Consider the following 25,058-nt stretch of genomic DNA (forward strand, 5'->3'; position numbering starts at 1 on the left):
ATGACAAGCTTTTTCCTCGGTGTAGATGTCGGAACAGGGAGCGCCAGAGCGGGTATTTTCGATGTTAAGGGCATCATGGTGAGTTTCGCTAAACGCGATATTCAGTTATTCAAACCTCAGCAAAATTTTGTCGAGCAGTCATCTGATGATATCTGGAATGCCGTTTGTGGGGCCGTCCGGGATGCGATCAACATTGCTAGAATAGATCCCATCCAGATTAAAGGCATTGGCTTCGATGCCACCTGCTCACTCGTTGTTCTTGACCAAGAAGGAGAACCGGTCACAGTCAGTCCGACAGGACAGGATGAGCAAAATATTATCGTCTGGATGGATCATCGAGCCATCACGCAAGCACAACGAGTTAACCAAACGGGGCATCCGGTTCTTGAATTTGTTGGTGGAATTATCTCTCCGGAGATGGAAATTCCCAAGCTACTTTGGCTGAAACAACATATGCCAAACACCTGGGATAAGATAGGTTATGTTTTTGATTTACCAGATTTTTTAACATGGAAAGCAACGAACAGTAATACTCGGTCATTGTGTTCAACGGTCTGCAAATGGACCTATTTAGGTCATGAGAATCGATGGGATCGCTCTTTTTTCGAAGAAGTAGGCTTAACAGAGCTGTTAGACAATAATGCCAAAAAAATCGGCAATGATATTCAGATCATGGGCAAACCCGTGGGTCAGGGGCTAAGCCGTGATGCAGCCAAAGCTCTCGGGTTGTACCCGGGGACTGCCGTGAGTACCTCGATTATCGATGCCCATGCGGGAACCTTAGGAATTATCGGCTCTACCGGCGCATCTGGCGAGCGACCGGATTTCGATAAACGAATTGTCATGATCGGCGGTACCTCCACCGCCCATATGGCTATCTCAAAATCGGCACGATTCATCCACGGCGTTTGGGGGCCTTATTATTCAGCGGTATTACCCGGGTTTTGGTTAAATGAAGGAGGACAGTCAGCAACCGGAGCTTTAATTGACCATGTGATTCAATCTCACCCCTGCTATGACAAACTCGAGCAACAAGCGGTTGATAGCAATAAAACGATCTATGAAGTTCTCAACGAAATCTTAATCGAGATGGCGGGCAGCATCGAGCAGGTGGCTTACCTGACCAAAGATGTCCATATGTTGCCTTATTTTCACGGTAACCGTTCACCCAGGGCCGATCCTAACCTGACCGGAATCGTTACCGGACAGCGACTCTCTCGCACACCTGCTGATATGGCAGTCCAATATCTGGCAGCAATTCAGGCCATCGCGCTTGGCACCCGCCACATTATCGAATCCCTCAATGACAAGGGATATGCGATCAACACCCTGGTCGCCAGTGGCGGAGGTACAAAAAACCCAATCTTCGTTCAAGAGCATGTCAATGCGACTCGCTGTTTGATGCTGCTTCCAGAACAAAAAGAAGCAATGTTACTAGGCAGTGCCATGATGGGAGCGGTTGCCTCGCGCTCATTTGAGTCATTTGATGACGCGATGGAACAAATGAGCCGTACCGGGAAAACAGTCACACCACAAACCAACGCTATCACCCGCTACTACGATCTGAAATATGAAGTATTTCACAAGCTCTACAACGACCTGATGGAATACCAACGAATTATGGATAAATAAGCGAGATATATCATGACCAAAGCTTGGCAAGCAGCGACGCGTTGCTGGACAATGTATCGGGATGCAATCCAAACCCTCTCGGAGGATCTCTCCCGCGATAACTGGCAGCAATGTCTTCAAAAAATCGAATCTTGTCAGGGAAATCGCTTGATCACCGGGGTCGGGACATCTGGGATTGTTGCCAGAAAGTTCGCCCATATGCTGGCATCAATCAAAGTGCCAGCAATTTACTTTAATCCAACGGATGCAGTCCATGGCGAACTCGGAATTATAACCCGCAATGATATAGTGATTATGTTTACCCGAGGTGGCTACTCAACTGAACTTGATGCAATGATCCCTTATCTGTCGGCGCAGCAAATTCCGATTATACTGATTACTGAAAATGCTCAGGCTCCTCTGACAGCTTGGTCAGATCTGACGGTCGTACTTCCTAACACCCAAGAATCAGACCCACTCGCGACCCTCGCAACCACTTCCATTATTCAGGCTCTGTCATTATGTGATTCAATCTGTATCGGACTCATGATTCGATCGAATTATCAGGAACAGGACTTGCTGGAAATTCATCCCGGAGGTGCCGTCGGTATCAAATTGTTCTCCAAATAAAGAAGGATCGTCATTATAAGGGTATGCATCGATTAAGCCCGGCTTGAAGCAAAACTGCCGATGCGTAACTTCTCAAGGCCATTCTGTTACCGCTGTATCAGCTTCTTGCTGCCGCTCGCTCATCCATTGGACGTTGGATTAATTGGTATGCGGATTGTGGTATTGAAGGATTAGAAAGCGCCACTCGAGGCAGGGCTGCAACACTTCCTTTTCTTAAAATTGCCGCCGTATTAACAACGTTATTAACGTTGAATCCTCAGAGCTTAGGTTACCAACGTTCACGTTGGAGCTCTGAGCTTATCCAAAACGAGTGTTCTGAAGATTAGGGCGTTGTTCTAGAGGAACAAGACATTAGTAGTTTGTCATGTCTTATAGAAAGGGGGGCCACTGTATAACCGAGTTCTAACTGACTAAAGATCAAAATTTTATCGATCAATGTCTTTTTTCTGGTCATTACGTGTATGGCGATTTTTCCGCAAGGTCAATAGGGATAGAGATGACTGGAGAACTATTAGCTCGCATAGAAAAAGACCTTTATTGGCTTTCTTGCAGAGAGAATATTATTGGCCTTTTGGATATTGGTTTTTCCCGATCACGAATAGTCTTTAATTTTGAGTAATGGTTTAGCTTGTGCAGTGCGGCCAAAACATAATAGTTCTAGCACTAACACTATTGATTTTATGATCAATTTTGGTCACGGTTACACAATATTTGTACTTATCTGTTGTAGGGAGTGATGTATGGCGAGTGCGAGATAATAAAAAGGATGAATCAAGACCCTACGCGAAATCTAACATCATTGGCACACTCGCCGATATTTGGATACAAGCGGCTATAGAAAGAGGTTAAGTCGTGTTTAGGCATAATTATAGATGAGTCGTTAAGCAAAAATATGCGCTTATATGTAAAAATTTGTGCTTAACTAATACTAGGGTCAATGCTAGCTTAGCAAAATATAAAGGGATATTATGGCTAGAGTCTCTCTAAGAAATAAATTACTACTAATTAGTATAGGGCCTATTTTATTTATTTCTTTATTATTTACTTGGCAAACGTATTCAGAGATTTCTTCTTTGAGTGATAAGTTAAAGCAAGATGCCACGGTGGATCTTAAAGCGTCAGCAATATCAAAGCTTAAGTTAAATACTCGTATTGCGGGCAAACAAATTCAAGCTTATGTTGAGAAAAACCTAGATATAGTAAACGTTGTAGCCACCCAATTGTCTGATAACTTAAAGTTATCGCATCATTTGTCGAGAGAGCAAATCGCACATCTGATAACATCCGCAAAAAAAAATGCACCTAACGCCAGTGTTTTATATACCTTTTTTGAACCCAATTCATTTGATCATAAGGATCGTGAATACGTAGGTAAAGATACCCATGTGAGCGCGAAAAACGATGGCTCGTTCGCCGTGAGCGTGGCTTCAACTAAAAATGGTGAGATCACTTACTACCCAACTGAAAATGCACAAATTAAATATATTAATGATAAAGATGATTATGGACAGCGTATTGCTGAGTGGTATTTATGCCCTAAAGAAACACTAAAAACCTGTATTGTTGAACCCTACTTGTTTGATTTACCCAATGGTAGTCAAATGCTGATGACGAGCCTTACCGTACCTATTATTGAGTCGGGCGTATTCAAAGGCATTGTTGGTGCCGATATAGATTTACCTGTCATGCAAGAGTTTGCGAGCAAGTTATCCAAAGGGTTATATGATGGGCAAGGTTCAGTGACCATCGTCAGTCAAAAAGGTTTGATTGTTGCTTCTAGTCAATACAATAAAAGCTTAGGAAAACCATTTAAAACGGTTGATACTGAGAATGGTCAAGCCTTGTTAGATCTAGCGAATAAAGGTGGCGTAATAGAGCAAGATGGTCAATTGGTCATCGCTCAGCCTTTGACTCTGGGAAATGCCGTCACTCAGTGGAATTTTTTGATTAGCCTACCTATATCCGTTGCAATGGCTAAGTTGGACGCGAAATTAGAGATAATGGAAAGCGTTAAACAAAAAGCACTTATCGAACAGTTGACGCTCGCTGTAATTGTATCCATTGTTGCGACATTGCTAATGCTATTGATTGTGCGCTCTATTATTCGTCCGTTGCAGTTACTCAATAAACAGGTGGGTCAATTATCCGGTAATGATGGTGATTTAACGCAGACACTAAATCTTGATGCTCATGCGGAGTTAAACGAACTAAGCGCAGGTTTTAATCTCTTTTTACAAAAGCTTCGCGATATGGTGAATTCGCTAAAATCCATCGGTAGCAGAGTTCGTGAATCATCTGGTGAGAACGTGAGTGCTAGCCATAGCTCATTAAAAGAGACTGCGAAGCAAAAAGAAGAGATTGCAAATGTGGTTGTTTCTACTGAAGAAATGTCTAAAGCCGCTCATGATGTAGCTCAAATTACAGCTGGTTTGGCGGAAAAAATAAAATTAATGAATAGTACCGTTCGCCAGTCTCAAAGTAGTATCGTTACTTCAACAAACACGGTTCAAGAACTTAGCAGCAGTATGGAAAATGCAAAAGACTCCATTGACAAAGTGTCTGCACGTTCTGGTGATATTAACCAAATTCTTGAAGTGATCCGTAGTGTTGCAGAACAAACCAACTTATTGGCACTGAATGCGGCCATTGAAGCGGCTCGAGCTGGTGAGCAAGGTCGTGGCTTTGCAGTGGTGGCTGATGAAGTGCGTAGTCTTGCTTCTAAAACGCAAAACTCCACTGAAGAGATTGATGGCTTAATCAATAATCTACAACAAGAAGTGAAAATTGCTGTCACTAGCATAGCTAATAGTGGCGAAAAAGTAGCATTGTCCGTTCAGTCTACGGAAGAAGTAAATAACAACCTTTCTATGATAGTGAATGAAATAGAGCTTATTAATGATAATATTCAACAAGTGGCCTCAGCAGCCGAAGAGCAAAGCCAAGTGAGTGTGGATATCGCTGGAATGTTGAGTAAAATTGAAGATGCCGCCGAGGTATTGGCACAGTTTGCTCATCAGACGAATGACTGTAGTAAGCAGGTCACCCTTCAGCTAGATGAATTAGACAGTCAACTAAATAGGTTGAAAAGTTAAGAGAACTGATAAAACCATTGCTCGAAGAATGGGTAGGAGACTGTAAATAATTTTGTGTAACTGTCTGGGTTACATATAATCACTCAGTCTGTCTTCGAACATAATCATAAAACGGTTCAGGGCTTGTCGCCAGTTATGGACATCGTCCATTTCTTAGAAGCATCTTGGATCGCTAAGAAGATGACTTTCTTGGCCGATTCATCTGTTGGGAACAGCTTACGTTTTTTGATGGCTTTTCTGATTACACTGTTCAACGACTCGATCGCGTTAGTCGTGTAAATCGCCTTCCAGATGTCCTCTGGGTAGTTAAACAGCGTATTGAGATTAGCCCAGTGGGTTGTCCAGGAGCGGCTGATTTGAGGGTATTTAGCGTCCCATTTATCAGCAAACTTATCCAACGCTAGCAAGGCTTCAGCTTCGGTTTTCGATTGGTAGATGGCTTTCAGATCCGCAGCAACCACCTTGTAGTCTTTCCACGGCACGTATTTCATCGAGTTTCGCACCATATGGACGATACAGAGCTGGATTTGGGTATTAGGGAAAGCAGTGTTGATGGCGTCAGGGAAACCTTTCAGTCCATCAACACAAGCGATAAGAATGTCTCTGACGCCTCGATTTTATAACTCGGTCAGTACATTTAGCCAGAACTTAGCCCCTTCGTTTTCAGATAACCACATGCCGAGTAGCTCTTTCTGACCTTCCATATTGACGCCGAGGGCCAGATAAACCGACTTATTGAGGACTTGTTTATCCTGACGGATTTTGACCACGATACAGTCAAGTCTGCTATCTGCTATTTCAGCATACAAGCAAGATATTCTTCCCTAGAGCGGGCTCACGCAGGTCTCATGACCTCATCTGGCTGCGAAACTCCGTTTCGGTGCTATAGCGAATTTATGTCGCCTAAGCCCCGTAGCCCGGTCAGCAGCGCAGCGAATGCCGGGAGTTCTGCTTATTTCAGCGTACGAGCGAACAATCCTTCCCTGGAGCAGGCTCACGCAGGTCTTATGACCTCACCTCCTTAGGCTGCGAAACTCCGTTTCGGTCCTATATCGAAGTTATGTCGCCTAAGCCCCGTAGCCCGGTCAGTAGCGCAGCGAATGCCGGGAGTCTGCTAATTTCAGCGCTCGAGCGAACAATCCTTCCCTGGAGCGGGCTCACATCGGTCATCCATGACCTCACCTCCTTGGGCTGCGAAACTACGTTTCGGTCCCGCGTTGCCTAAGCTGCCTATGCGGCAGTGAACTCAGCGACTGGCACGGCATTGGATTTGCAACGTTTCTAAGCTGCCTATGCGGCAGTGAACTGCTGACCGCCGTATTTCTCATGCTGATGAGTTTTCTAAGCTGCCTATGCGGCAGTGAACGAACTAGATTGTCATTCAGGGATTTCCCAAATTTTCTAAGCTGCCTATGCGGCAGTGAACGGTATTGAAATTCAGCCGAAGAAAAGCAAAATTTTCTAAGCTGCCTATGCGGCAGTGAACTAGAAAAAGATAGCATAAAAATTCTTTTTAACAAGAACTTACCGAGAGAAACCCTCTTGACCCTTGTTAACGGGGGTGTTTTATAATTAATTGTTTTTATTGGATTTTTTAAATAGCTAAAAATAAAGGGTCTAAACTTGGGTTGCTAACTTAGCCATTTAATCACGATCACTCAACCCATAACCTGTCGATGATAAGCCCTCAACTGCCTTTATCGGTGGTTCTCATCGACCAAAGCGGTATTTAAACTCGGCACATGGTCACTATCATGGTTGCTTTTTACTCAACTTGCAGCTCAAAAATCGTCACCGCAAAATATCCTGTTCTTTTTCACTGCTTATTTTCTTTATATAGCGACGCAGTCTTCAATTTTCGTAAACAAGACTTTACCCAACGAATAGTTACCGGTAACTTGCTAGGGTAAAAAATGACAACAATAATTTCGAATAGTGGTGTAACCTTGAAAAGTTTTTGTGTAGTTCTCATTGGCGTCTCTTCATGTGGCAAATCATCAGTAGGTGAGGCGCTAGCAAATCGGCTTGACGCTAAATTTATCGATGGTGATGACTTACATACTCGACACAATTTACTAAAAATGTCATCCGGGCAAGCGTTAAACGACAATGACCGGGCGCCCTGGCTAGAACGTATCCGTGATGCAGTCTTCTCTATATTTCATAAGCATGAACGCGGTGTGCTCGTCTGTTCAGCGTTAAAAAAAGCCTACCGAGATAAAATTCGCGATGGCAACCCTAATGTGTTGTTTATTCACTTACAAGGCAGTATCGAAGTCATAGCTGAACGGATGCAGGCTCGACAAGATCACTTCATGCCCCTCAGTTTGTTGCAGAGCCAATTTGATGCACTCGAAGTTCCCGATCAAACTGAACCAGACGTACGAACGGTGACGATTGATGATACTTTTGAGAATGTGGTAACGCAGTGCCAAACAACCCTCATGGCTTATTTTAACGATAAGCCGTGAGCCTAAATCGCATTGCCATGGCAGTGATCTCAGTAATTTTTATAACATCGCTGGCAATGCGGATCATAGCTCACATAATCCATGGAAACTGATATAAAACCGAATAGGGACAAGGTATAAAAACAAAGTTAGTATTTACCAACATTGTTAGTATAAAGTCGCAGCCAGAGGTTCTAACGAACATCAACGCTGCAATCATTATCCAGCAAGACCAAAGCTGTCACGAGCTTTAAAGCATGCTTAGATACTTTGCCCAAAGTGTAACTTATATCCTAAATCAACTACCGACTCATGGCTGGTCTGTCCAGCAAGCCGCGCCAGCATCTGGCGTGCGGCGATTCGTCCGATCGCTTCTCTGGGAGTGATAACCGAGGCTAACTGAGGACACATGACCTGCCCCATATCATGGCCATGAAAACCGGCGACCGCAATTTGACCGGGAATGTCGAGCCCCCGTTTCTGGCACTCAAATATAGCCCCAATCGCAAGGTCATCATTCGTACAAAAAATACCATCACACTGAGGATAACGCCTCAGACACTCATCGAGTAACTGTCCCCCCAATGAAAAGGAAGATGCTTTTTCTGTCGTCACAGAATAGTGTGTTAAACCAGCATCCACCATCGCTTGTTCATAGCCATGTTGCTTTAACGAAGTACGTGCATCCATGCGAGCGCCCAAGTAAACCACATGTTGATAGCCACGTTGAATCATTGCTTGAGTCATCGTATAGGCTGCCATATGGTTATTAAAACCAACGACAGGATATTGACCGGGAACATCGATATCCATCATTTCGATCACTGGAATACCAGCACTTTGCAAAATTTTATTAACGCGCGGTGTATGACGGCGATCGGATAAAAGCAAACCATCGATATTATAAGAAAGGAGTGACTCTATCCGTTTTTCTTCTATTTCTTCACTATAGCCATAGTGCGCCAGCATGGTCTGATAACCGGCGGCTTCTGTTTGAGACTCCAGTCCACGCAGAACCTGGGCAAAAACTTGGTTAGTCAGCGACGGTAACAACACTCCTATCGCATAACTCTTTGAGTTCGCTAAAATCTCAGGAGCCCGACTCGGCACAAATCCGAGTTCGTCAATCGCATGCTGTATCTTGCTCCCTGTCGCTAGAGCAACATTCTCTGGCTGTCGAAGATAACGGCTGACAGTCATTTTAGTGACACCCACCTGATTTGCCACATCCAATAACGTAGGTCTTTTATTTTTCATGATTATTCTCAGATACGATATTGATCAATCAGCATCAAATGCGAAAAAGCAGTGAGGAAGATAAGCGCCCCGAACTCGGGACGCCCATAGGTTTAGTGCACTATCGCGTTGAGAGACAAAACCCCAATCAGCCCCATGACTGAGATAATCGTTTCTAAGACCGTCCAAGTTTTCAGTGTTTCGGTCACCGTCAGATTAAAATACCCTTTAAATAACCAAAAGCCGGGATCATTCACATGCGATGCGATCACACTCCCAGCACCAGTTGCTAAAACCATTAAGGCCGGATCGGCATGACTGGCGGCAGCCAATGGCAGCACAATCCCTGCAGCGGTAAGCGAAGCGACCGTTGCCGAGCCCAAAGCGACGCGCAACATTGCCGCAACTAACCAGCACATTAACAGCGGGGATATAGATGAGCCATGCATTAAATGGGCAATATAATTGCTAACTCCAGAATCAACCAGCACCTGTTTAAAGGCCCCACCACCGGCGATAATAAACACGATCATAGCGATCGAGGCGATCGAGTTCTCCAGAGATTTCATCACCGTGGACAGATCACGACCATTTTTTAAACCCAGTTTAAAAATGCCAAGAATAACGGCGATAAAAAGTGCCACTGATGCGTTCCCAATAAACGTCAGGACCTCACGAACTATATTCCCATCCGGCAGCGTAAATTTAGTAATGGTACCAATTGCCATGAGAATGACCGGCAACGTTGCCACAAAAATACTTTCAGAAAATTTTGGCATTTCTGAATCTTTAAACATATGAGGGTTACATAAATCCTGCGGTGGCTCTTTGTCCATATGACGGACAAATCGCGTAAAAATTGGACCTGCAACAATTACGGTTGGGATGAGAATAATCGTCCCGTAAAATAAGACGACCCCTAAATTAGCACTGAAGATCTGCGCAATTGCGGTCGGAGCTGGATGCGGAGGTAAAAAACAGTGCGTCACAGACAAAGCGACAACCATTGGAATCCCGACATACATCAGCGACAAATCAGACGCTAAGACAATGGTATAAACTAGCGGCAGTAAGAGGACGAACCCAACTTCAAAGAACATAGCCAGCCCAACCACAATCCCGGTGAGCAGCATAGCCAACTGGATTCGCTTTTTACCCAACCGCTTCATTAACGTCATGGCGATTCGTTGCGCTGCGCCGCTGTCAGAAATAATCTTCCCCAGCATGGCGCCAAATCCTAAAATTAAGGCTAGTCCGCCTAGCGTTCCGCCAATCCCTTTTTCAATCGAGTGGATGACCGTCAATGGATGCATTCCCTCCATCACCCCAACCACGGCAGCAACAAAGATTAATGAAACAAATCCATTCATTTTGAATTTGATCATTAATACAAGCAATATTGCCACTCCCAAAGCAATAATTATAATAGGCATGATTCTTCTATCCTTTTTTAAGTGTAGGGTACCGATGACAGCCTATTTAAAGCTGCCATAAACGATTACTTTTTTTATTATTTAATTAAACTGCAGCGAGCATTCCACCATCGACAAATAATAAATGCCCATTTACAAAATTGGATGCTTCAGAGGCTAAAAATATAGCAGCACCAATTAATTCTTGTGGATCACCCCAACGATGCGCGGGTGTTCTATTTTCTAACCACGTGGTAAATTCTTTATCATCTACTAATTTCTGAGTCATTTCTGTTTTAAAATAACCAGGAGCAATCCCATTGACCTGAATATTATAGCGAGCCAGCTCAACACACATTCCTCGAGTCATCATTTTTACTGCCCCTTTCGAAGCTGCATATGGCGTAATCGTATCTCGGCCAAGTTCACTCTGCATCGAACAGATATTAATGATTTTACCCGATTGTCGGTTCATCATATGAGCCGCTACTTTCTTAGAAACAAGGAATACCCCAGTTTGATTAACTGCAATTACATCATTCCAATCTTGTTCTGGGAACTCAATAAATGGATGACGCCGTTGGATCCCTGCATTATTAATGAGTACATCTATGTGACCCAAGTCATTAATCAGTTGGTCGATTGCCGAATCCACCTGTTCGCTTTGGGTAACATCAAATACACTCGCACAACAATCAATATCCATATTTTGCAATTTTTCGACAGCTGTTAGAACTTTCTCTTCACGGCTCCCATTAATAATTATTTTAGCGCCATTAGCACCTAACTCTTGCGCTAAAAGATAACCAATCCCCTGCGATGACCCTGTAATTAATATATTTTTACCTTGTATCGAAAATAAATCGTTCATAGCGATCATCCTTAATTAAAATACGAGTTGCACTTTTGAAGCTATATTTTTATCTGCAGCGGTTTTAATCGCTTTTTCTAAATCATGAAAATCAAATTCATGGCTCAATAAAGGCTCTGGATTAATCGCTCCGTCGCTGAGGAGCTGAACCGCCTCATCAAACTCTTCAACAAAACGAAATGTACCGACCAAATGGATCTCTTTGGCAATGGCTCCCATCATAGAAAAGCCATTGAGTTCTCGCCCCATGCCGACTTGAACAACCGTCCCTCGCGCTTTGGTCACTTGAATACAGGTATCAAGCGATGGTTGGGCGCCGGAGACTTCAAAAGAGATATCAAAAAAACCTTTATCCGCGGCAAACTCATCAATACTTTGCTTACTGATGTTAACCAAGTTATCTGCCCCCATTAACTGCGCAATCTGCAGACAATTCTCACTCATATCAAAGGCATAAATCTGCTTAGCACCTTTGAGCTTAAGAGCAGCGACGAGCAGGCTTCCAATCGGCCCAACCCCAGAAACCAAGACTGTTTTACCACTTACATCACCGGCCTGATTGACAGCATGTAGCCCAACTGCAAAAGGTTCTGCAAATACCACCATCTTTTCGTCGGCGCTTTCGTCATAGGGTTTACACTGAAATGTTTCCACCAAACGGTGCGTTGTAAATCCACCATCAATGTGAGGACGATACATGGCACTGCCAAAGAATTTCATATCGATGCACTGGTTACTCATTCCAGATTGACAATACGCACATGTTCCGCAAGGTTTGGATGGATTAATCGCAATCTTTTGCCCAGGACGAAGTTCCGGGTTATCCGATTTAACAATTTCGCCAACCACTTCATGGCCGAGGATCATGGGATTCGTAATTGGATTATTGCCTACTTTGCCGTCCAGATAATAGTGAATATCGGAGCCACAAATACCACCGCGCGTTATTTTTACCAGCGTACCTTGATCTTCATAAGTAATCACTTTGTGGGCAACTGCCACATCTTTTTTGCCATTGACTAAACAGGCTTCAGTCTCGATTTTCATGATCTATCCTCATCGTTTTACACTAGAGTTACCGATAACATGTTATTGGTAACTTATGGTTAATCAAATATCTTTTCTAAGGAAATATTAAAAATGAGAGGCAGTTCAAATCTAGACAACAATGATGTTCTTCATTAATAGTGCTGTATTTTTATTTAAAATCAGTAATATGGCCTAACAAATAGAAACAAAACAGTTGACTAACTGATTATTAGCACTTTTATTTTGAATTAAATATGACATCGACCAGATAAAAACGGCTGTTTAACAGTGATAGATTGGTGCTAATTAACCATTATAAAATGGTTAGCATCAATAAAAGTTATCGATTTCCTTGAATAAAAAGGGCTAGAATGCGCACTCCTGCGTTAACTTTCTTGCAAATAATTCCATAAAAAATCCTGTTCTGTATTGGTCAGCGAATCTGAAGGGAAAATCACAAATAACCCTATTTTTTATTGGTCTATTTCTTTCATCCAACTGAATTAAAAATTCAATTTCATACCTCGATTCAAAATAATTTGGCATCTTTTATACTTGTTCTATCATGACCTTCTTGAACTGATTCATTGGCTTGTCGATACTGTTTTAAAGTTTTATGCCTACCTTCATCCGTTTTTACAAAAACCGTCATTGGTAAGCGGCAGGTAGCAAAATTATGCAAGATGTTCACAATTTTTATCACGTCACTCATACACAAACGCGAAGGTTTATTATGTGGCTCATATCAGAAGAGATGCGATATCATTTAGATCTCCCCCGTGATTGAATGTCATCTCTGCCATGCTTTGTGGTCAAAATAAATGGATTGATCTATCGGAAGATAAAGGAAGCTATAAGACTTCATATGATGCATGTACAGGCCACATTACCTTAGAGTGAGCAACGCAAGCTTCCAGAAAACATTGACCTATAGCGAACCCACCACATTGGGCCTTGGATGCCATTTTAAAAGAAGACGAACAACCGATACATGCGGATAATCGGCGTTGCATAAGACTGCTTTGACAATCACTCTGAAGTAGCGATAAAAAAACCCAACACTTTAGCGGTTGGGTTTTCGTGATGATTTAAACCGTTATCACACTTTAAAGGTTTGAATCAACGCCCGTAATTTTTCTGAGCTTTGGGCGATATCATGGACCGATTTCTCAATTTCCGACATCGACTCTTCGGTCTGTGTAATAGAGCTATTTAATGTTTCAACATTCATACTAATTTCAGTCGCCACATTATTTTGCTCTTCTGAGGCACTTGCGATGCTGTCATTCATCCGGTTCACTTCATCAAGCGAGGCAGCAGCGGCTTTGAGTTTATCGGCGGTTGCTGCGGCTTGGTGACACATGGTTTCGGCACGCTCGACGCTGGTATGCATCTGTTTTTGCGTATTAGCCGCTTCGTTGGTCAATGATTGGATGATCTGAGTAATCTGTTCCGTTTCTTTTTGGGTGTTTTTCGCTAACGCACGCACTTCGTCAGCAACGACTGAGAAACCACGCCCATGTTCTCCGGCTCGGGCCGCTTCAATCGCAGCATTTAATGCAAGCAAATTAGTCTGATCGGCAATCTTCTGAATACTAGACAGTACACTCGAAATATCAGCCACTCGTTGGGTCAACTGATCGACCGTTTGCGCACTGACTTTGAACTCATCGGCCACATGATGCAGTTCATCGGACGAGCGGACCACCTCTTCCGTGCTCTGTTCAATTTGCCCTTGGGAATTAGCAGAAGCATCGACTGCGGTCTGAATATTATTGCCAACTTCACGAAAACTTTCGGTCATCTCATAGACAGCCGTGGCTACTTGCGAAGTCTGTTGCACCTGTTCATGTAATACCTGATTAGTCTGCACGGCCACACTCGATAAGCGCTGGGCAATCGCATGTTGTTCACTAGCCCCTTCACTAATATTGCCAACCAACTGTTTAAGATTATGTGTCATGGTATGCATTGCCCCGGCAACACTATTAGGCGAAGACACCGGAATATCAACGTTCAGATTACCGTCAGCAATTGCCTTCACAATCCGCTGCATCTGCACTGGTTCACCACCCAATGGTTTGAGCGCCATTTTAGTAAACCAGATCGCAATCAACACTACGATCACAATAGCGCCAGCTATCAGACAAACAGCCACCTCAATCAGATGATATTCTGTTGCGAGTGCCTCATCGGCATCAATTTTGACCAAAATAGCCCAGTTTAATCCATCAAATTTCACCGGAGCATATGCTGTTAACGCGTCTTGGCCCAAGTAGTCCGGTAATATTGCCAGCCCAGTCTGCCCGGCTAAAGCTCGATCTGATGCTTCACTGGTGATTTTGGTGGTTTGCGGGTGTAAAAAGGATTGCAATACCGAATATTTACGAGGATCACGATACGAGTCAGTACGTAATAAATGATCATCCCCAATGATCAGTGTTTCTCCAGAGCGACCCAATCCGTTACGCTCTGCCATAAGGCTATTAAGTTTATCAAGCGGAAACTGCGCGGCGATTACCCCAATATGCTTACCATTGTTATCAAATACTGGAGCTGCAATAAATCCAGCAGGCCCATCATAAGAAGGGCGATAGATCTTAAAGTCTGAGATCACAACCTGTCCTTGGCTGGCTTTATCCGCTTTGCGAAACGCCGCCGCAAGATTGGTATCTTTGTATGGACCATGTTCTAACGACGTGGCAAAGTCGACCTCTTTATAGACGCTATAAAGAACCTCGCCTTCCCGATTGATAAGGAAAATATCATAGAAGCCATACTCTTTTTGTACATCCCGAAGAAACCCATGAAGCCTTTTATGATGCTGGTCATAATCGTCATTCACCTTGGATTGATGAAGTTTATCCTTACTACCGACTGGATGGGGGTTGGCCACCAGGAAGCGGTGTTGTAGCCAGACTTCTCGGTCATTCAGCTGCCCTACCATATTATCGACCCAAGCGCTGCTCACCAACGGCCGATTTTTCTGCAATCGTGGCAGAAATTCGCTCATATAAAAGTTTTTTAACTCTTGACGATAACGCGCAGCATCACTTGCAGAAACCTTGGCATTGCGAAAATCATGATCAAATTCTTGTAAGGACTCTCGTAGAGCAGGATCGCCTGCTAGCATGTCGACCTCACCGCGAAGTCGACCAAGATATTCTTTCAATGATGTGGATTTCATCTGGCGAATCGAATCAAGCTGGCTAAATACCTGCTGTTCGATACTGGTTGAGGCAATATATATAGAAACAGCGGAGACGATCATCATAGGAATCAGCCCTATTCCCGTCAGTAACAACAACATCTGTCGTTTAAACGTCATTCCATTAGCCCCCAGCTGATAGACACTATGTGTATTGGTGAATCCCCATCCTTTATGAATCTAAGTGTAGAAGTTAAAAATACAATTATAGTGATAATTTTCTGTTTAAGCAGATGCTATATTCGACTAGAAGGTAGCTTGTAATGCGTCTTACTTTAGCTAAACAAGCAGCGCAAACACGCTAACGCCTTGCTCAACACGATGCCACACCGCTTAGATGCGTGCAGCGAAGGCAACTTAACACGCTGAAATTTTCCACCTTTTTAAGTGGCCCAATTCTATCTTCAAGCAGGTTTAATGTTTACCCCAATAGGGAGCACAGCAGCCGTTGGGCAGATCTGTACACTTTGTTAAGAGCCACAGATCACATCGAACGAAGCGTAAAGTTTGTCAATCCAGTCCCTATTCTCAACACTGTTTCATATCCTTGAACAGACTGTTGCAGCATCAATAGTGGTGGATCATCACAGATTTCATATCCTAAACAGACTGTTATTAAAAAAGGGAAAAGAGATGTTTATCGTTTCACTGACTTATTTATGTGATTTAGCCAAAGTTGACGCACATTTAGTGGCGCACCGCCAGTATTTAGATGATCTGTATGCTCAGGGGAAATTGCTGTTATCGGGTGGAAAAAAACCTCGTGATGGCGGAATTATTCTGGCACATAATGTCACCCGAGAGGAGCTGAATGAGCTGCTCACTCAGGACCCTTTCTATCAACAGGGAGTCGCTCGCTATGAGGTCACTGAGTTTACCCCGCGGCAAACAGCAGAAAACATGGCATTTTTAGTTAACTAACTGCATTCTCCACTCAACTCTGGCCTGGCATAGCTCATGTTTGGGTCGGATGTTGATGCCGCTCTCACACCTCAATACACATCGGCTACGAGTTCACTTCGGCAAGAGAGAGGGTTTTAAGAAAATCGATAAACAGCTGTTCGCGTTTGGAGGGTTGCGGATTGATGTGCACCACATACATCGGCAGCGGGGACGGCATATAGTCTTCTAAAATGCTCGTCAGTTCACCACGGACCAACATCCGTTTAACGGTAAAATCAGGCAAATAGGCAATTCCCTGTCCGGCTAAGGCCAACTGGCTCAGCTGCAAACTACTATTGATGCGGGTCCGCCCAAATACCGGCACATCCACATTCTGTTGTTCGACAACGTATCGCCAACTCCGAGAGCGATTATCAAAGTGGCATAAGCATGAGTGCATATTTAGCTCATCGGGGACCGAGGGTGTACCATGCTTTTGCAGATAATTCGGGGATGCCACCGTCTGTTTTCGCCAGTATCCTATCAGGGTATAATAGAGCGCCGAATCGGGCAATGGCCCGCAATGTAAGGCTAAATCGTAGCCGTGACTAAATAATTCCAAGCAGTGGTTGCCCGCAATAATATCTAAGGTGATCTCAGGATAATCACGATAGAACGACTCAAGCGCCGGAATAACATACAATTGGCTGATAGAGTGCGGGATCCCAACTTTTAAATGACCACTGATGGATTTGTTGTCATGGCGGCTCTGATGTAAACACTGCTCATATAAACTCACAATCTGACCACAGCGCTGATAAAAAGATTCCCCCGCATCGGTTAAGGTCAATGACCGGGTGTTGCGTTTTAACAGTGAAGTTTTTAACTCAAATTCCAGTTTCGCAATATGTCGACTGACCATCGCCGGCGACATATCCAATTCATTAGCTGCGGCACGAAACCCGTTTTGATTCACCACCATACAAAACACTTTCATCGAATCGATCATAGCACCGCATCTTTTATGGTTTAGGGGATAAAATCTTAAATGCTTTTAAATCTTCGTACAATCTTTTCGCTGGCATTGGCTATTCACGTTGCAGTCGCTCGCACGCATGCTCTGATGGCTGAACGAACACTTAAGATTGGGCGAAGAAGAGAAAATGAATATTCACTTTATCCGGGATTATCTCTATTTGATATTCTATAAGTAATGAACCGACCCAGCGAATCAACCGAAACCGATGACCTGTGAGCAAGGTTTGAAAAACCGTCCGCGACTTTTCTGGCTCACTTAAGTGCGATACAACACCTTCACCACATGCCAACCAAATTTCGTTTTGACCAGGTGCGGGGTGAGAAGCTCACCATTAAAACAGACTTTATCAAAAGCAGGCACCATCTGGCCTCGACGAAACTCGCCTAAATCCCCGCCGCGTTTACCGGATGGGCAAGTTGAATATTTTTTAGCGAGCGTCTGAAACTTCGCCCCCTTTTTCAGCTGAGTCATAATATCTTCAGCCTGAGTCTTATGTTTAACCAAAATATGTAGTGCTGCTGCCGTTGAAGCCATTGTGATTCTCTTAACTTGGTAATAGCCACCTATTGTATCCCAACCAACCTCAAGCTTCGAGTTACGCCGTGGGCATCTTTTCAACGTAATATGCCCAACTTGCCGGAATCATCAATAAAGGACAGAATGCTTTATAGTGAACAAGAACAGTGCCCCACCACATAAGGAGAATAGAATGGCTCAAAAACCGACGATTGCTCTGATTGGCCCCGGTGCTATTGGCACCACGATTGCAGCAGCGTTACATGAAGTGGGCCATACGCCCATCATTTGTGGTCGCTCGCCGCGGGAGAATTTAGAACTAAAATATGAAGCCCAAAAGATGGTGGTCCCCGGCCCAGTTAAAACAGATCCCAATGACATCACTCACCCGGTTGATCTTGTTTTTGTCGCTGTCAAAACCACCCAAGTTGCGGCAGCTGCCCCTTGGTTAAAAGCACTGTGTAATAACAATACGGTAGTCTGCGCTCTGCAAAATGGAGTTGAACAAAAAGCATCGCTCTCGCCGCTAACCTCCGGCGCCACTGTTTTGCCTTCAGTCGTTTGGTTTCCGGCTCAGCGCCAGTCTGACGATTCGGTCTGGCTACGCAAAAAAGCCCGTTTAACGCTCCCCGATACACCGCAAACCGCGATCATCAGCAACGCCCTGCAAGGCAGTTTATGCCATGTGGATATCGCGACTGATTTCACTTCCACCGCTTGGCACAAATTACTGCGAAATGCTGTGGCAGGGTTGATGGTACTCACAACTCGCCGTGCAGGGATGTTTGCTCGTGATGATATCACCAAGCTAGCATACGCTTATCTGGATGAATGTTTACAAGTTGCCCGAGCTGAGGGCGCGCAATTAGGCGATGACGTCAGAGATGAGATCATCGGCGTATTACAAGGCTATGCCCCAGATATGAGCACCTCTATCCTAGTGGACCGACTCGCCAACCAACCCATGGAATGGGATATTCGCAACGGTATTTTCAAGCGCCTCGGACAAGCCCATCATCTGGAGACTCCTATCAGTGACATTATTGTGCCGTTACTTGCCGCCGCCAGTGATGGCCCCGGCTAGTCATCCATCGCGCCGTTAAGAGACGAAAACAGCGGTTTTTATGTGGGTGATATCAGCTCAATCATTTCCCGGAGTCCGCCAGCCACTAGGGACTGTTGACCTTTGGTGGTTGAATTTTGTTCAAATTAAACGCATTTTGAACGCGGCGCACCCTGCGTCGCTTAATGAGTGAAGCAAGCAGGGGGCAACAAAGTTCAGGATGCGTTTAAATGAACCCCAAGGGCAGTATCTGAGAGGAATTTATCCAGCGTTAAACGTTCTTTGTGGAGAATAACGACACAGCACAACGTTTGCCTTGCCTAAATCCCTCTCAGATTTCTGCAAAACTAATCACAAAAGGTCAACAGTCCCTAGCCACACACATGAGCGATGGAGAACCGCATAAAAGGCCCAACATCGCTCTATTAAAGTTAGTACGTGATAAAGAGTTGGCTCGCAAAATCACTTGATAATGCCTTACTGGAAAAATTTGATAGATCACGCGCATTTACCCTACAACTACTGATAAAGTAATAACACCATAGGCTGCAGATAACAGTGCTAAAAGTTGTCTATAAAACCACTCTTGGGATGCAACCACGTCAAGGCAAACTAACAGAACACAATGATTACGATAAAAGATGTTGCCAAAGCAGCTGGGGTTTCTATTGCAACCACTTCCCGCGTTATCAATAACGCCCCGCATACCAGTGCCAAAGCACAACAAGCCGTGCAACGAGCCATGAAGCAGTTAGGCTACCGTCCCAATGCGAACGCCCGCGCTTTAGTGAGTCAGTCAAACTATACCGTGGGAGTTTTGGTCAATAATATGTCATCCCCTTTTTTTGGTACGATGGTAGATGCCATTGACGCGATTGTGACGGCTGAAAATAAACAGTTGTTGGTCGGCAGCGGACAGCATCAAGCGGATAAAGAAGCACATGCGATTGAATTACTGGCTAATAGTGGTTGTCGATCACTGATTATTCACAGTAAGGGGCTCAGTGATAGTCAGTTATTGGCCTATTTAAACGAGTTTCCGGCGATGGTTATTTTGAACCGGGTTGTGCCCAAAGCGGAGGATCGTTGTATCGCACTGGATAACTTTCAGGGTGCTTATATGGCTTGTGAGTTTCTCATCCAGCAAGGACATCGACATATTGGTTATCTGTGTTCAAGTGCCCCCATTGAAGATGCAAGAGACCGTTTGGCGGGTCATTTGGCAGCTCTCAAAGCCTACCATATTGATCTCAATGACGATGCAGTTGCCTATGGTGAACCCAATGAAAAAGGGGGTGAAAAAACAACGACCGCACTACTTGCTAAAAATCTGCCGATAACTGCTATCGCCTGTTATAACGATGATATGGCTGCCGGATGTATGTCAGTCTTACATGAAAATAATATTCAAATCCCCACTCATGTGTCAGTGATAGGGTTCGATAATAGCCACATCGCTCAGTACCTTTACCCTAAACTCACAACCATGCACTACCCCATTAAAATCATGGCAGAACAAGCTGCCCAACATGCACTGACCTTAGTCCATTCTGAATTAAAGACCTCTGCATGTCGGTTATATAAACCGACACTGATACGTCGTTATTCAGTCGGACCAGTAGCCAATTCACGCTGATTCGTCTGCACAGATATCTTACTTCGATTGAGCCAGTGACGAACTAAAACAGCAGATAAATAACCGTCCACAGTAGCTAAAATGCTGTCCAGCTGGCAAATTCTGGACGCTGTTAATGTGAGGCACCCAACCCTATAGACTAATTTTTCTCTTTATTAAATAAATCGTTAAAGATATTCATCTATAGTTATTACTTAGCTCCTTTATCATTCTCATCCATTCATAAGAGATTCGATCATGCGCAAGCTCCAGCATATAGCGTTTAGTATGAGAGTGACTGTTTTCTCTTTATTTATAACTTTATCAATATTGATTATTTCAGTTGCTTTAGGGTTACAGTATTATTTTGCGCAGTCGATGGCTTACGATGCCGCGAAAACGCAATTTATCCATGTCTCCGAAGCAGTGAGTAAAGAGCTCCATACGCTTGATACTCGCAGTACTGCCATTTTGTTGCTTTTATCGCAATATCTAGAAAACGACACCGCAACAGGCCAGCAAGCAAAAGACCATTTGATACAGATGATGGCACAAGCCATGCGTCAGGCGCCATTTTTATATGCGATGTGTATTGGCTCTGCAAATGGCGATTTTTATGAACTGGTCAATTTAGAGAGCAGCAAAATTGTCAGACAACAGTTCGATGCAACCGCACAAGACCGATGGATCATTATTCATATTCATGCCACTGCTAAAGGTCGAGTCCGTGAGCAACTCTATTATGATCGTCACTTCAAGTTGCTGCATCGAAAAGTTGATGATAGCCATTACTACGCCAATGTCCGATCTTGGTATACCGACGCGATGAACAAAGCCGTTGTTATCAAAACCCCCCCTTATCTATTTAATAATACACAAGCGCCAGGTGTTACTTATGCGAAACGGGTGCCCGGTACTGGCGATGTGATTGTCGCGGATATCTCTTTAAATACCTTTAATCATTACTTAAAAGAGAATCGAGCCGGTAGTAATGCTGATACCTTCATTTTTAATCAAGCTGGCAACACGACTACCAGCTCTATTGAACTAACCACGCCGCCCGAATTTATCAATGTCAAAAAGATCCCTCTTTCTAAGGAGGAACAAGATTATATTCATCGCCTTGGCAAATTGATTGTATCTAGTGAATTAAACTGGCCCCCATTTGATTTTTCAAGCAACGGTATTCCACAAGGCTACTCTATTGACATGATTAAATTATTAGCCAAAAAAATTGGCTTAAAATTTATCTTCTCCAATGGCTATGACTGGCATCAGCTGACATCTTTATTCAAGAAAAAGAATATCGATATTCTGCAATCAGTGATTAAAACCCCTGAGCGACAAAACTGGGGATTGTTTACCCAACCCTACATAAAACTTACCACAGCAATTGCGATTTTGACCCAAGGAAAACAACTCACGTCAATGGAGCAGTTAAACGGCAAAACAGTCGCAGTGGGTCAAGGATGGGCACTAGTTGAGCTTATTAAAAAGAATTATCCGAACATTCATATCCTTGAAGTAAAAAACAGCATGGATGAGTTGCGTGCGCTGCAAGAAAAGCGAGTCGATGCTGTGATTGATAGGACTCAGGTTTTACGTTACCTGACAGGTATTCATGAGATTAAAAACGTCAGTATTTATGAACTTAACAATAAGAACATCTTAAATGCTCAGCAAGGTTTATCGATTTTAGTCCATGCAAACCGTCAGCCACTGCAAAAAATATTAAATAAAGCAATTGCCAGTATCACCCCCCAAGAAAAGGCTTACCTTAAAGACAAATGGCTAAATGAATCATCCACATCCAAAATTAACCACGCACTTTTGGCTGGGGTCGTCCCCCATACGATTTTTACTAAGCTCGCCAAACAAGTCAGTCCACAATCACCAAATATTATCGCTGATGGCGTCTTGATTGATCACAAAAATTATACGATTTACGTGCATCGAATGGATACCAACCTAGGGGAGCAAAACTATATTGGCATTATGATCCCAACCACTCAAATTATGCATCCTTACATGACCAAAGTGTACGTATCATTATTGATCACCCTGGCATCACTGATTTTGATGAGCCCAATTTTGGTCTATTTTTTGAGAATGATTGTTTTACCCGTTAAACAATTGTCTATCGAAAACAATCATATTAAACATAGAGAATTTAATGTTCTCAAACGCGTTAAAAGTCATATCACTGAAATTAATGATTTATCAAACTCACTCTATAATATGACGTTTTCAATTACCCAACATCAGCGGCAACAACAGCAACTACTGGATTCATTCATTCAGCTGATCGCACAAGCAATTGATGATAAATCCCCTTATACCGGCAAACACTGTGCTCGAGTACCCGATTTAGCCATTATGCTGGCCGAAGCAGCCAATCGCAGCGAACTTTCCGGCTTTAAAGACTTTGATTTTAATGACAAGACTAAACAGTATGAATTTAAAATCGCAGCCTGGTTACACGATTGCGGAAAAATCACCACCCCCGAACATATCATTGATAAAGGAACCAAACTCGAAACGATTTATAACCGCATCCATGAAATAAGAACACGTTTTGAAGTGCTCTGGCGCGATGCACAAATCGATTATTGGAAAAGACGAGCCAAGGGGGAAAATCAACTCTTATTAGATAAATGGCTTGCAGCAAAACAAGCTCAAATTCAAGATGACTTTTCTTTCATTGCCCAATGTAATCTCAATAGCGAACATATGGATGAGGCTAAACTGGCTCGGATCCAACAGATTGCAGCTATCACTTGGACACGTTATTTTGACGACCGGTTGGGGCTTTCGCCATTGGAAACAAGCCGAGCTGCAAAAACCCCGCGCCCCAATCTTCCCGTAACAGAACACCTATTAGCCGATAAGCCACTACACAAATTCGGTTGGCTGCATAATCCAAGATATAAAATGAACGATGAAATTAAAATGCCGATCCCTGAATTAAGCGCCAATATCGGTGAAGTTTATAACCTATCTATCCCTCGTGGCACCCTCACCGATGAAGATCGATTTCGCATCAATGAACATATCATTGCCACCATTAGTATGCTCAAATCATTACCACTACCCAAAGAACTCGCCAGAGTACCAGATATCGCAGGGAGCCATCACGAGACACTCATTGGAACCGGTTATCCAAGAGCACTAACCGCATCAGAGCTTCCTATGGAATCGCGAATCCTCGCAATTGCTGATGTCTTTGAAGCACTAACCGCTGCAGACCGACCGTACAAAAAATCGAAGACACTCAGTGAAGCGCTCGATATTCTCGCCGAAATGGTCAAAGAGCAAAAGCTTGATCCAGATGTCTTTCGCCTACTATTAACCAGTGGTATTTACAAACAATATGCCGATAAATTCTTAAGTGCATCGCAAAATGATGAGTGCGACATCCATAAATATCTGTCGCTCATTGAACATATTGAGAGCAAGAAATAGCCAAGGAAAAATATGCCCAAGGCTCTTCAAACACTCCTGCGGCTAACCGTTGGAACCCACTGTGGCAGACGCCCGCGTTACAGAACTATTAAATTAAATGCTCGTTAGCATATGGGTATGTTCCAGTACAATCCAAACGCCTACTGTCACTAACGTCATTCCCCCCATAATCTCGGCACGATTCCCAAAAAATTGTCCAACCATGCGGCCCACCATGACCCCCAGCGTCACCATAACCGTTGTCGATAGACCAATCATGAATGCCGCAACATAGATATTCATATTGACGAAGGCCAGACTCACGCCAACAGCAGCTGAATCAATACTGGTGCCAATGGCGGTGAACACCAAAGCAACAAGAGAGGGCTTAACAACCTTCTCAACCACATCATCACCTTGCGCATCTTCGCCAGTTGAGCAACCATTGCGAATCATATTGATGCCTAGAAAGGCCAGCATAAAAAAGGCAATCCAATGATCCCAGGCATTAATATAACCAGCAGCGAAGTGGCCAGCAAACCAACCAATAATAGGAGAAATAGCCTCAATGACACCAAATAAGAGTCCCATTTTCAGGGCATCAATAAAACGCGGCTTTTTGATAGCAGCACCTTTACCAACAGCAGCGGCAAAAGCATCTGTAGACATAGCAAGGGCGAGGAAAGTAAACGCAATTGGATTCATAGTATTTATTCTCTCTCGGGTATGACAACCACGAAACATCCACGCACCCGAACAAAAAACGTGAAATTTCGATGGTCTCGCCAACCGAGAGGCATCCGCACCATGGCATGTGGCCAATTATGTTGATACGGACTCTTTCAAAAAAGAAAGCAGGCTACTCCCCAACGCCGCGAAATATACCATTGAGATGAGAATGCATCAATGTGAAAAATCAAAAAAAACTTTATTTATCATGACATTGTACGATAATGAGTATTA

At 43.7% G+C, this 25,058-nt stretch carries 17 protein-coding genes, 1 pseudogene, 1 CRISPR repeat array and 1 riboswitch; of the genes and pseudogenes, 9 read left to right on the plus strand and 9 right to left on the minus strand.

What is annotated here, in order from left to right:
• From EV690_RS05565 to EV690_RS05575, 3 genes are all read left to right on the plus strand, one after another.
• Positions 1 to 1,632: an FGGY-family carbohydrate kinase gene (locus tag EV690_RS05565; RefSeq protein ID WP_131911915.1), complete on the plus strand. Its 1,632-nt coding sequence runs from the start codon at positions 1 to 3 to the stop codon at positions 1,630 to 1,632.
• A 12-nt stretch (positions 1,633 to 1,644) separates the two neighbouring features.
• Complete coding sequence (locus EV690_RS05570) at positions 1,645 to 2,241, plus strand: KpsF/GutQ family sugar-phosphate isomerase (protein ID WP_131911916.1); 597 nt, start codon at positions 1,645 to 1,647, stop codon at positions 2,239 to 2,241.
• Between the two features lie 968 nt (positions 2,242 to 3,209).
• Positions 3,210 to 5,333 (plus strand): methyl-accepting chemotaxis protein, encoded by a 2,124-nt coding sequence (locus EV690_RS05575; RefSeq protein ID WP_131911917.1) that lies wholly within the window; start codon positions 3,210 to 3,212, stop codon positions 5,331 to 5,333.
• A gap of 69 nt (positions 5,334 to 5,402) precedes the next feature.
• On the opposite strand, the pseudogene EV690_RS05580 reads toward EV690_RS05575, so the two are convergent.
• A pseudogene (locus tag EV690_RS05580) lies at positions 5,403 to 6,115 on the minus strand (IS256 family transposase); the annotation flags it as partial.
• 436 nt (positions 6,116 to 6,551) lie between these two features.
• Positions 6,552 to 6,819: direct repeats of the CRISPR family, unit length 28 nt; unit sequence TTTCTAAGCTGCCTATGCGGCAGTGAAC.
• Between the two features lie 427 nt (positions 6,820 to 7,246).
• Here EV690_RS05580 and EV690_RS05585 point away from each other — a divergent pair.
• Positions 7,247 to 7,804: a gluconokinase gene (locus EV690_RS05585; RefSeq protein WP_131911918.1), complete on the plus strand. Its 558-nt coding sequence runs from the start codon at positions 7,247 to 7,249 to the stop codon at positions 7,802 to 7,804.
• 240 nt (positions 7,805 to 8,044) lie between these two features.
• Here EV690_RS05585 and gntR read toward each other — a convergent pair whose 3' ends face one another.
• The 5 genes from gntR to EV690_RS05610 all read right to left on the minus strand — a co-directional run bounded on the left by gntR (position 8,045) and on the right by EV690_RS05610 (position 15,659).
• Positions 8,045 to 9,040, minus strand: coding sequence for a gluconate operon transcriptional repressor GntR (gntR, locus tag EV690_RS05590; protein WP_131911919.1), 996 nt, complete (start codon positions 9,038 to 9,040; stop codon positions 8,045 to 8,047).
• A gap of 92 nt (positions 9,041 to 9,132) precedes the next feature.
• Positions 9,133 to 10,452, minus strand: coding sequence for a gluconate:H+ symporter (locus EV690_RS05595; protein WP_131911920.1), 1,320 nt, complete (start codon positions 10,450 to 10,452; stop codon positions 9,133 to 9,135).
• Between the two features lie 85 nt (positions 10,453 to 10,537).
• The gene (idnO, locus tag EV690_RS05600) at positions 10,538 to 11,302 is read right to left on the minus strand and encodes a gluconate 5-dehydrogenase (RefSeq protein WP_131911921.1); all 765 of its coding nucleotides are present in this window, start codon (positions 11,300 to 11,302) and stop codon (positions 10,538 to 10,540) included.
• Positions 11,303 to 11,317: 15 nt separating this feature from the next.
• Positions 11,318 to 12,349, minus strand: a complete 1,032-nt coding sequence (gene idnD, locus EV690_RS05605) for an L-idonate 5-dehydrogenase (protein WP_131911922.1) — start codon at positions 12,347 to 12,349, stop codon at positions 11,318 to 11,320.
• Positions 12,350 to 13,430: 1,081 nt separating this feature from the next.
• A complete protein-coding gene (locus EV690_RS05610; RefSeq protein ID WP_131911923.1) occupies positions 13,431 to 15,659 on the minus strand; it encodes a methyl-accepting chemotaxis protein in 2,229 nt (742 codons plus the stop codon).
• Between the two features lie 513 nt (positions 15,660 to 16,172).
• Between EV690_RS05610 and EV690_RS05615 the strand changes: the two genes are divergently transcribed.
• Positions 16,173 to 16,460, plus strand: a complete 288-nt coding sequence (locus EV690_RS05615) for a YciI family protein (RefSeq protein WP_131911924.1) — start codon at positions 16,173 to 16,175, stop codon at positions 16,458 to 16,460.
• A gap of 85 nt (positions 16,461 to 16,545) precedes the next feature.
• On the opposite strand, the gene EV690_RS05620 is transcribed toward EV690_RS05615, so the two are convergent.
• A complete protein-coding gene (locus EV690_RS05620) occupies positions 16,546 to 17,430 on the minus strand; it encodes a LysR family transcriptional regulator (RefSeq protein WP_131911925.1) in 885 nt (294 codons plus the stop codon).
• Positions 17,431 to 17,469: 39 nt separating this feature from the next.
• Here EV690_RS05620 and EV690_RS18200 point away from each other — a divergent pair, with 39 nt between their 5' ends.
• Positions 17,470 to 17,631, plus strand: coding sequence for a hypothetical protein (locus tag EV690_RS18200; protein WP_165872667.1), 162 nt, complete (start codon positions 17,470 to 17,472; stop codon positions 17,629 to 17,631).
• An 84-nt stretch (positions 17,632 to 17,715) separates the two neighbouring features.
• Here the strand turns inward: EV690_RS18200 and ppiC are convergent, their stop codons facing one another.
• Positions 17,716 to 17,994: a peptidylprolyl isomerase PpiC gene (gene ppiC, locus EV690_RS05625; RefSeq protein WP_131911926.1), complete on the minus strand. Its 279-nt coding sequence runs from the start codon at positions 17,992 to 17,994 to the stop codon at positions 17,716 to 17,718.
• 175 nt (positions 17,995 to 18,169) lie between these two features.
• On the opposite strand from ppiC, the gene EV690_RS05630 reads away from it, so the two are divergent.
• From EV690_RS05630 to EV690_RS05640, 3 genes are all read left to right on the plus strand, one after another.
• Positions 18,170 to 19,060: an oxidoreductase gene (locus EV690_RS05630; protein WP_131911927.1), complete on the plus strand. Its 891-nt coding sequence runs from the start codon at positions 18,170 to 18,172 to the stop codon at positions 19,058 to 19,060.
• A gap of 604 nt (positions 19,061 to 19,664) precedes the next feature.
• Positions 19,665 to 20,675: a substrate-binding domain-containing protein gene (locus EV690_RS05635; protein WP_131911928.1), complete on the plus strand. Its 1,011-nt coding sequence runs from the start codon at positions 19,665 to 19,667 to the stop codon at positions 20,673 to 20,675.
• Positions 20,676 to 20,912: 237 nt separating this feature from the next.
• Entirely contained in the window at positions 20,913 to 24,116 is a 3,204-nt protein-coding gene (locus EV690_RS05640; protein ID WP_131911929.1) for an HD domain-containing phosphohydrolase, read from the plus strand.
• 93 nt (positions 24,117 to 24,209) lie between these two features.
• Here EV690_RS05640 and EV690_RS05645 read toward each other — a convergent pair whose 3' ends face one another.
• Positions 24,210 to 24,800 carry a manganese efflux pump MntP gene (locus tag EV690_RS05645; protein WP_131911930.1) on the minus strand — a complete coding sequence of 197 codons (591 nt, stop codon included), beginning with the start codon at positions 24,798 to 24,800 and terminating at the stop codon, positions 24,210 to 24,212.
• Positions 24,801 to 24,809: 9 nt separating this feature from the next.
• Positions 24,810 to 24,975: riboswitch (yybP-ykoY riboswitch) on the minus strand.
• Between the last annotated feature and the right edge of the window lie 83 nt (positions 24,976 to 25,058).

This window comes from Celerinatantimonas diazotrophica (assembly GCF_004339545.1).
Lineage (GTDB): Bacteria > Pseudomonadota > Gammaproteobacteria > Enterobacterales > Celerinatantimonadaceae > Celerinatantimonas > Celerinatantimonas diazotrophica.

Coding starts and splice junctions, on each gene's coding strand:
- EV690_RS05570 (WP_131911916.1), top strand. CDS start 1,645: ATGACCAAAGCTTGGCAAGCAGCGACGCGTTGCTGGACAATGTATCGG.
- EV690_RS05575 (WP_131911917.1), top strand. CDS start 3,210: ATGGCTAGAGTCTCTCTAAGAAATAAATTACTACTAATTAGTATAGGG.
- idnD (WP_131911922.1), bottom strand. CDS start 12,349: ATGAAAATCGAGACTGAAGCCTGTTTAGTCAATGGCAAAAAAGATGTG.
- EV690_RS05565 (WP_131911915.1), top strand. CDS start 1: ATGACAAGCTTTTTCCTCGGTGTAGATGTCGGAACAGGGAGCGCCAGA.
- EV690_RS05610 (WP_131911923.1), bottom strand. CDS start 15,659: ATGACGTTTAAACGACAGATGTTGTTGTTACTGACGGGAATAGGGCTG.
- EV690_RS05635 (WP_131911928.1), top strand. CDS start 19,665: ATGATTACGATAAAAGATGTTGCCAAAGCAGCTGGGGTTTCTATTGCA.
- ppiC (WP_131911926.1), bottom strand. CDS start 17,994: ATGGCTTCAACGGCAGCAGCACTACATATTTTGGTTAAACATAAGACT.
- idnO (WP_131911921.1), bottom strand. CDS start 11,302: ATGAACGATTTATTTTCGATACAAGGTAAAAATATATTAATTACAGGG.
- EV690_RS05640 (WP_131911929.1), top strand. CDS start 20,913: ATGCGCAAGCTCCAGCATATAGCGTTTAGTATGAGAGTGACTGTTTTC.
- EV690_RS05595 (WP_131911920.1), bottom strand. CDS start 10,452: ATGCCTATTATAATTATTGCTTTGGGAGTGGCAATATTGCTTGTATTA.
- EV690_RS05645 (WP_131911930.1), bottom strand. CDS start 24,800: ATGAATCCAATTGCGTTTACTTTCCTCGCCCTTGCTATGTCTACAGAT.
- EV690_RS18200 (WP_165872667.1), top strand. CDS start 17,470: ATGCTTTTAAATCTTCGTACAATCTTTTCGCTGGCATTGGCTATTCAC.
- EV690_RS05585 (WP_131911918.1), top strand. CDS start 7,247: ATGACAACAATAATTTCGAATAGTGGTGTAACCTTGAAAAGTTTTTGT.
- EV690_RS05615 (WP_131911924.1), top strand. CDS start 16,173: ATGTTTATCGTTTCACTGACTTATTTATGTGATTTAGCCAAAGTTGAC.
- EV690_RS05630 (WP_131911927.1), top strand. CDS start 18,170: ATGGCTCAAAAACCGACGATTGCTCTGATTGGCCCCGGTGCTATTGGC.
- EV690_RS05620 (WP_131911925.1), bottom strand. CDS start 17,430: ATGATCGATTCGATGAAAGTGTTTTGTATGGTGGTGAATCAAAACGGG.
- gntR (WP_131911919.1), bottom strand. CDS start 9,040: ATGAAAAATAAAAGACCTACGTTATTGGATGTGGCAAATCAGGTGGGT.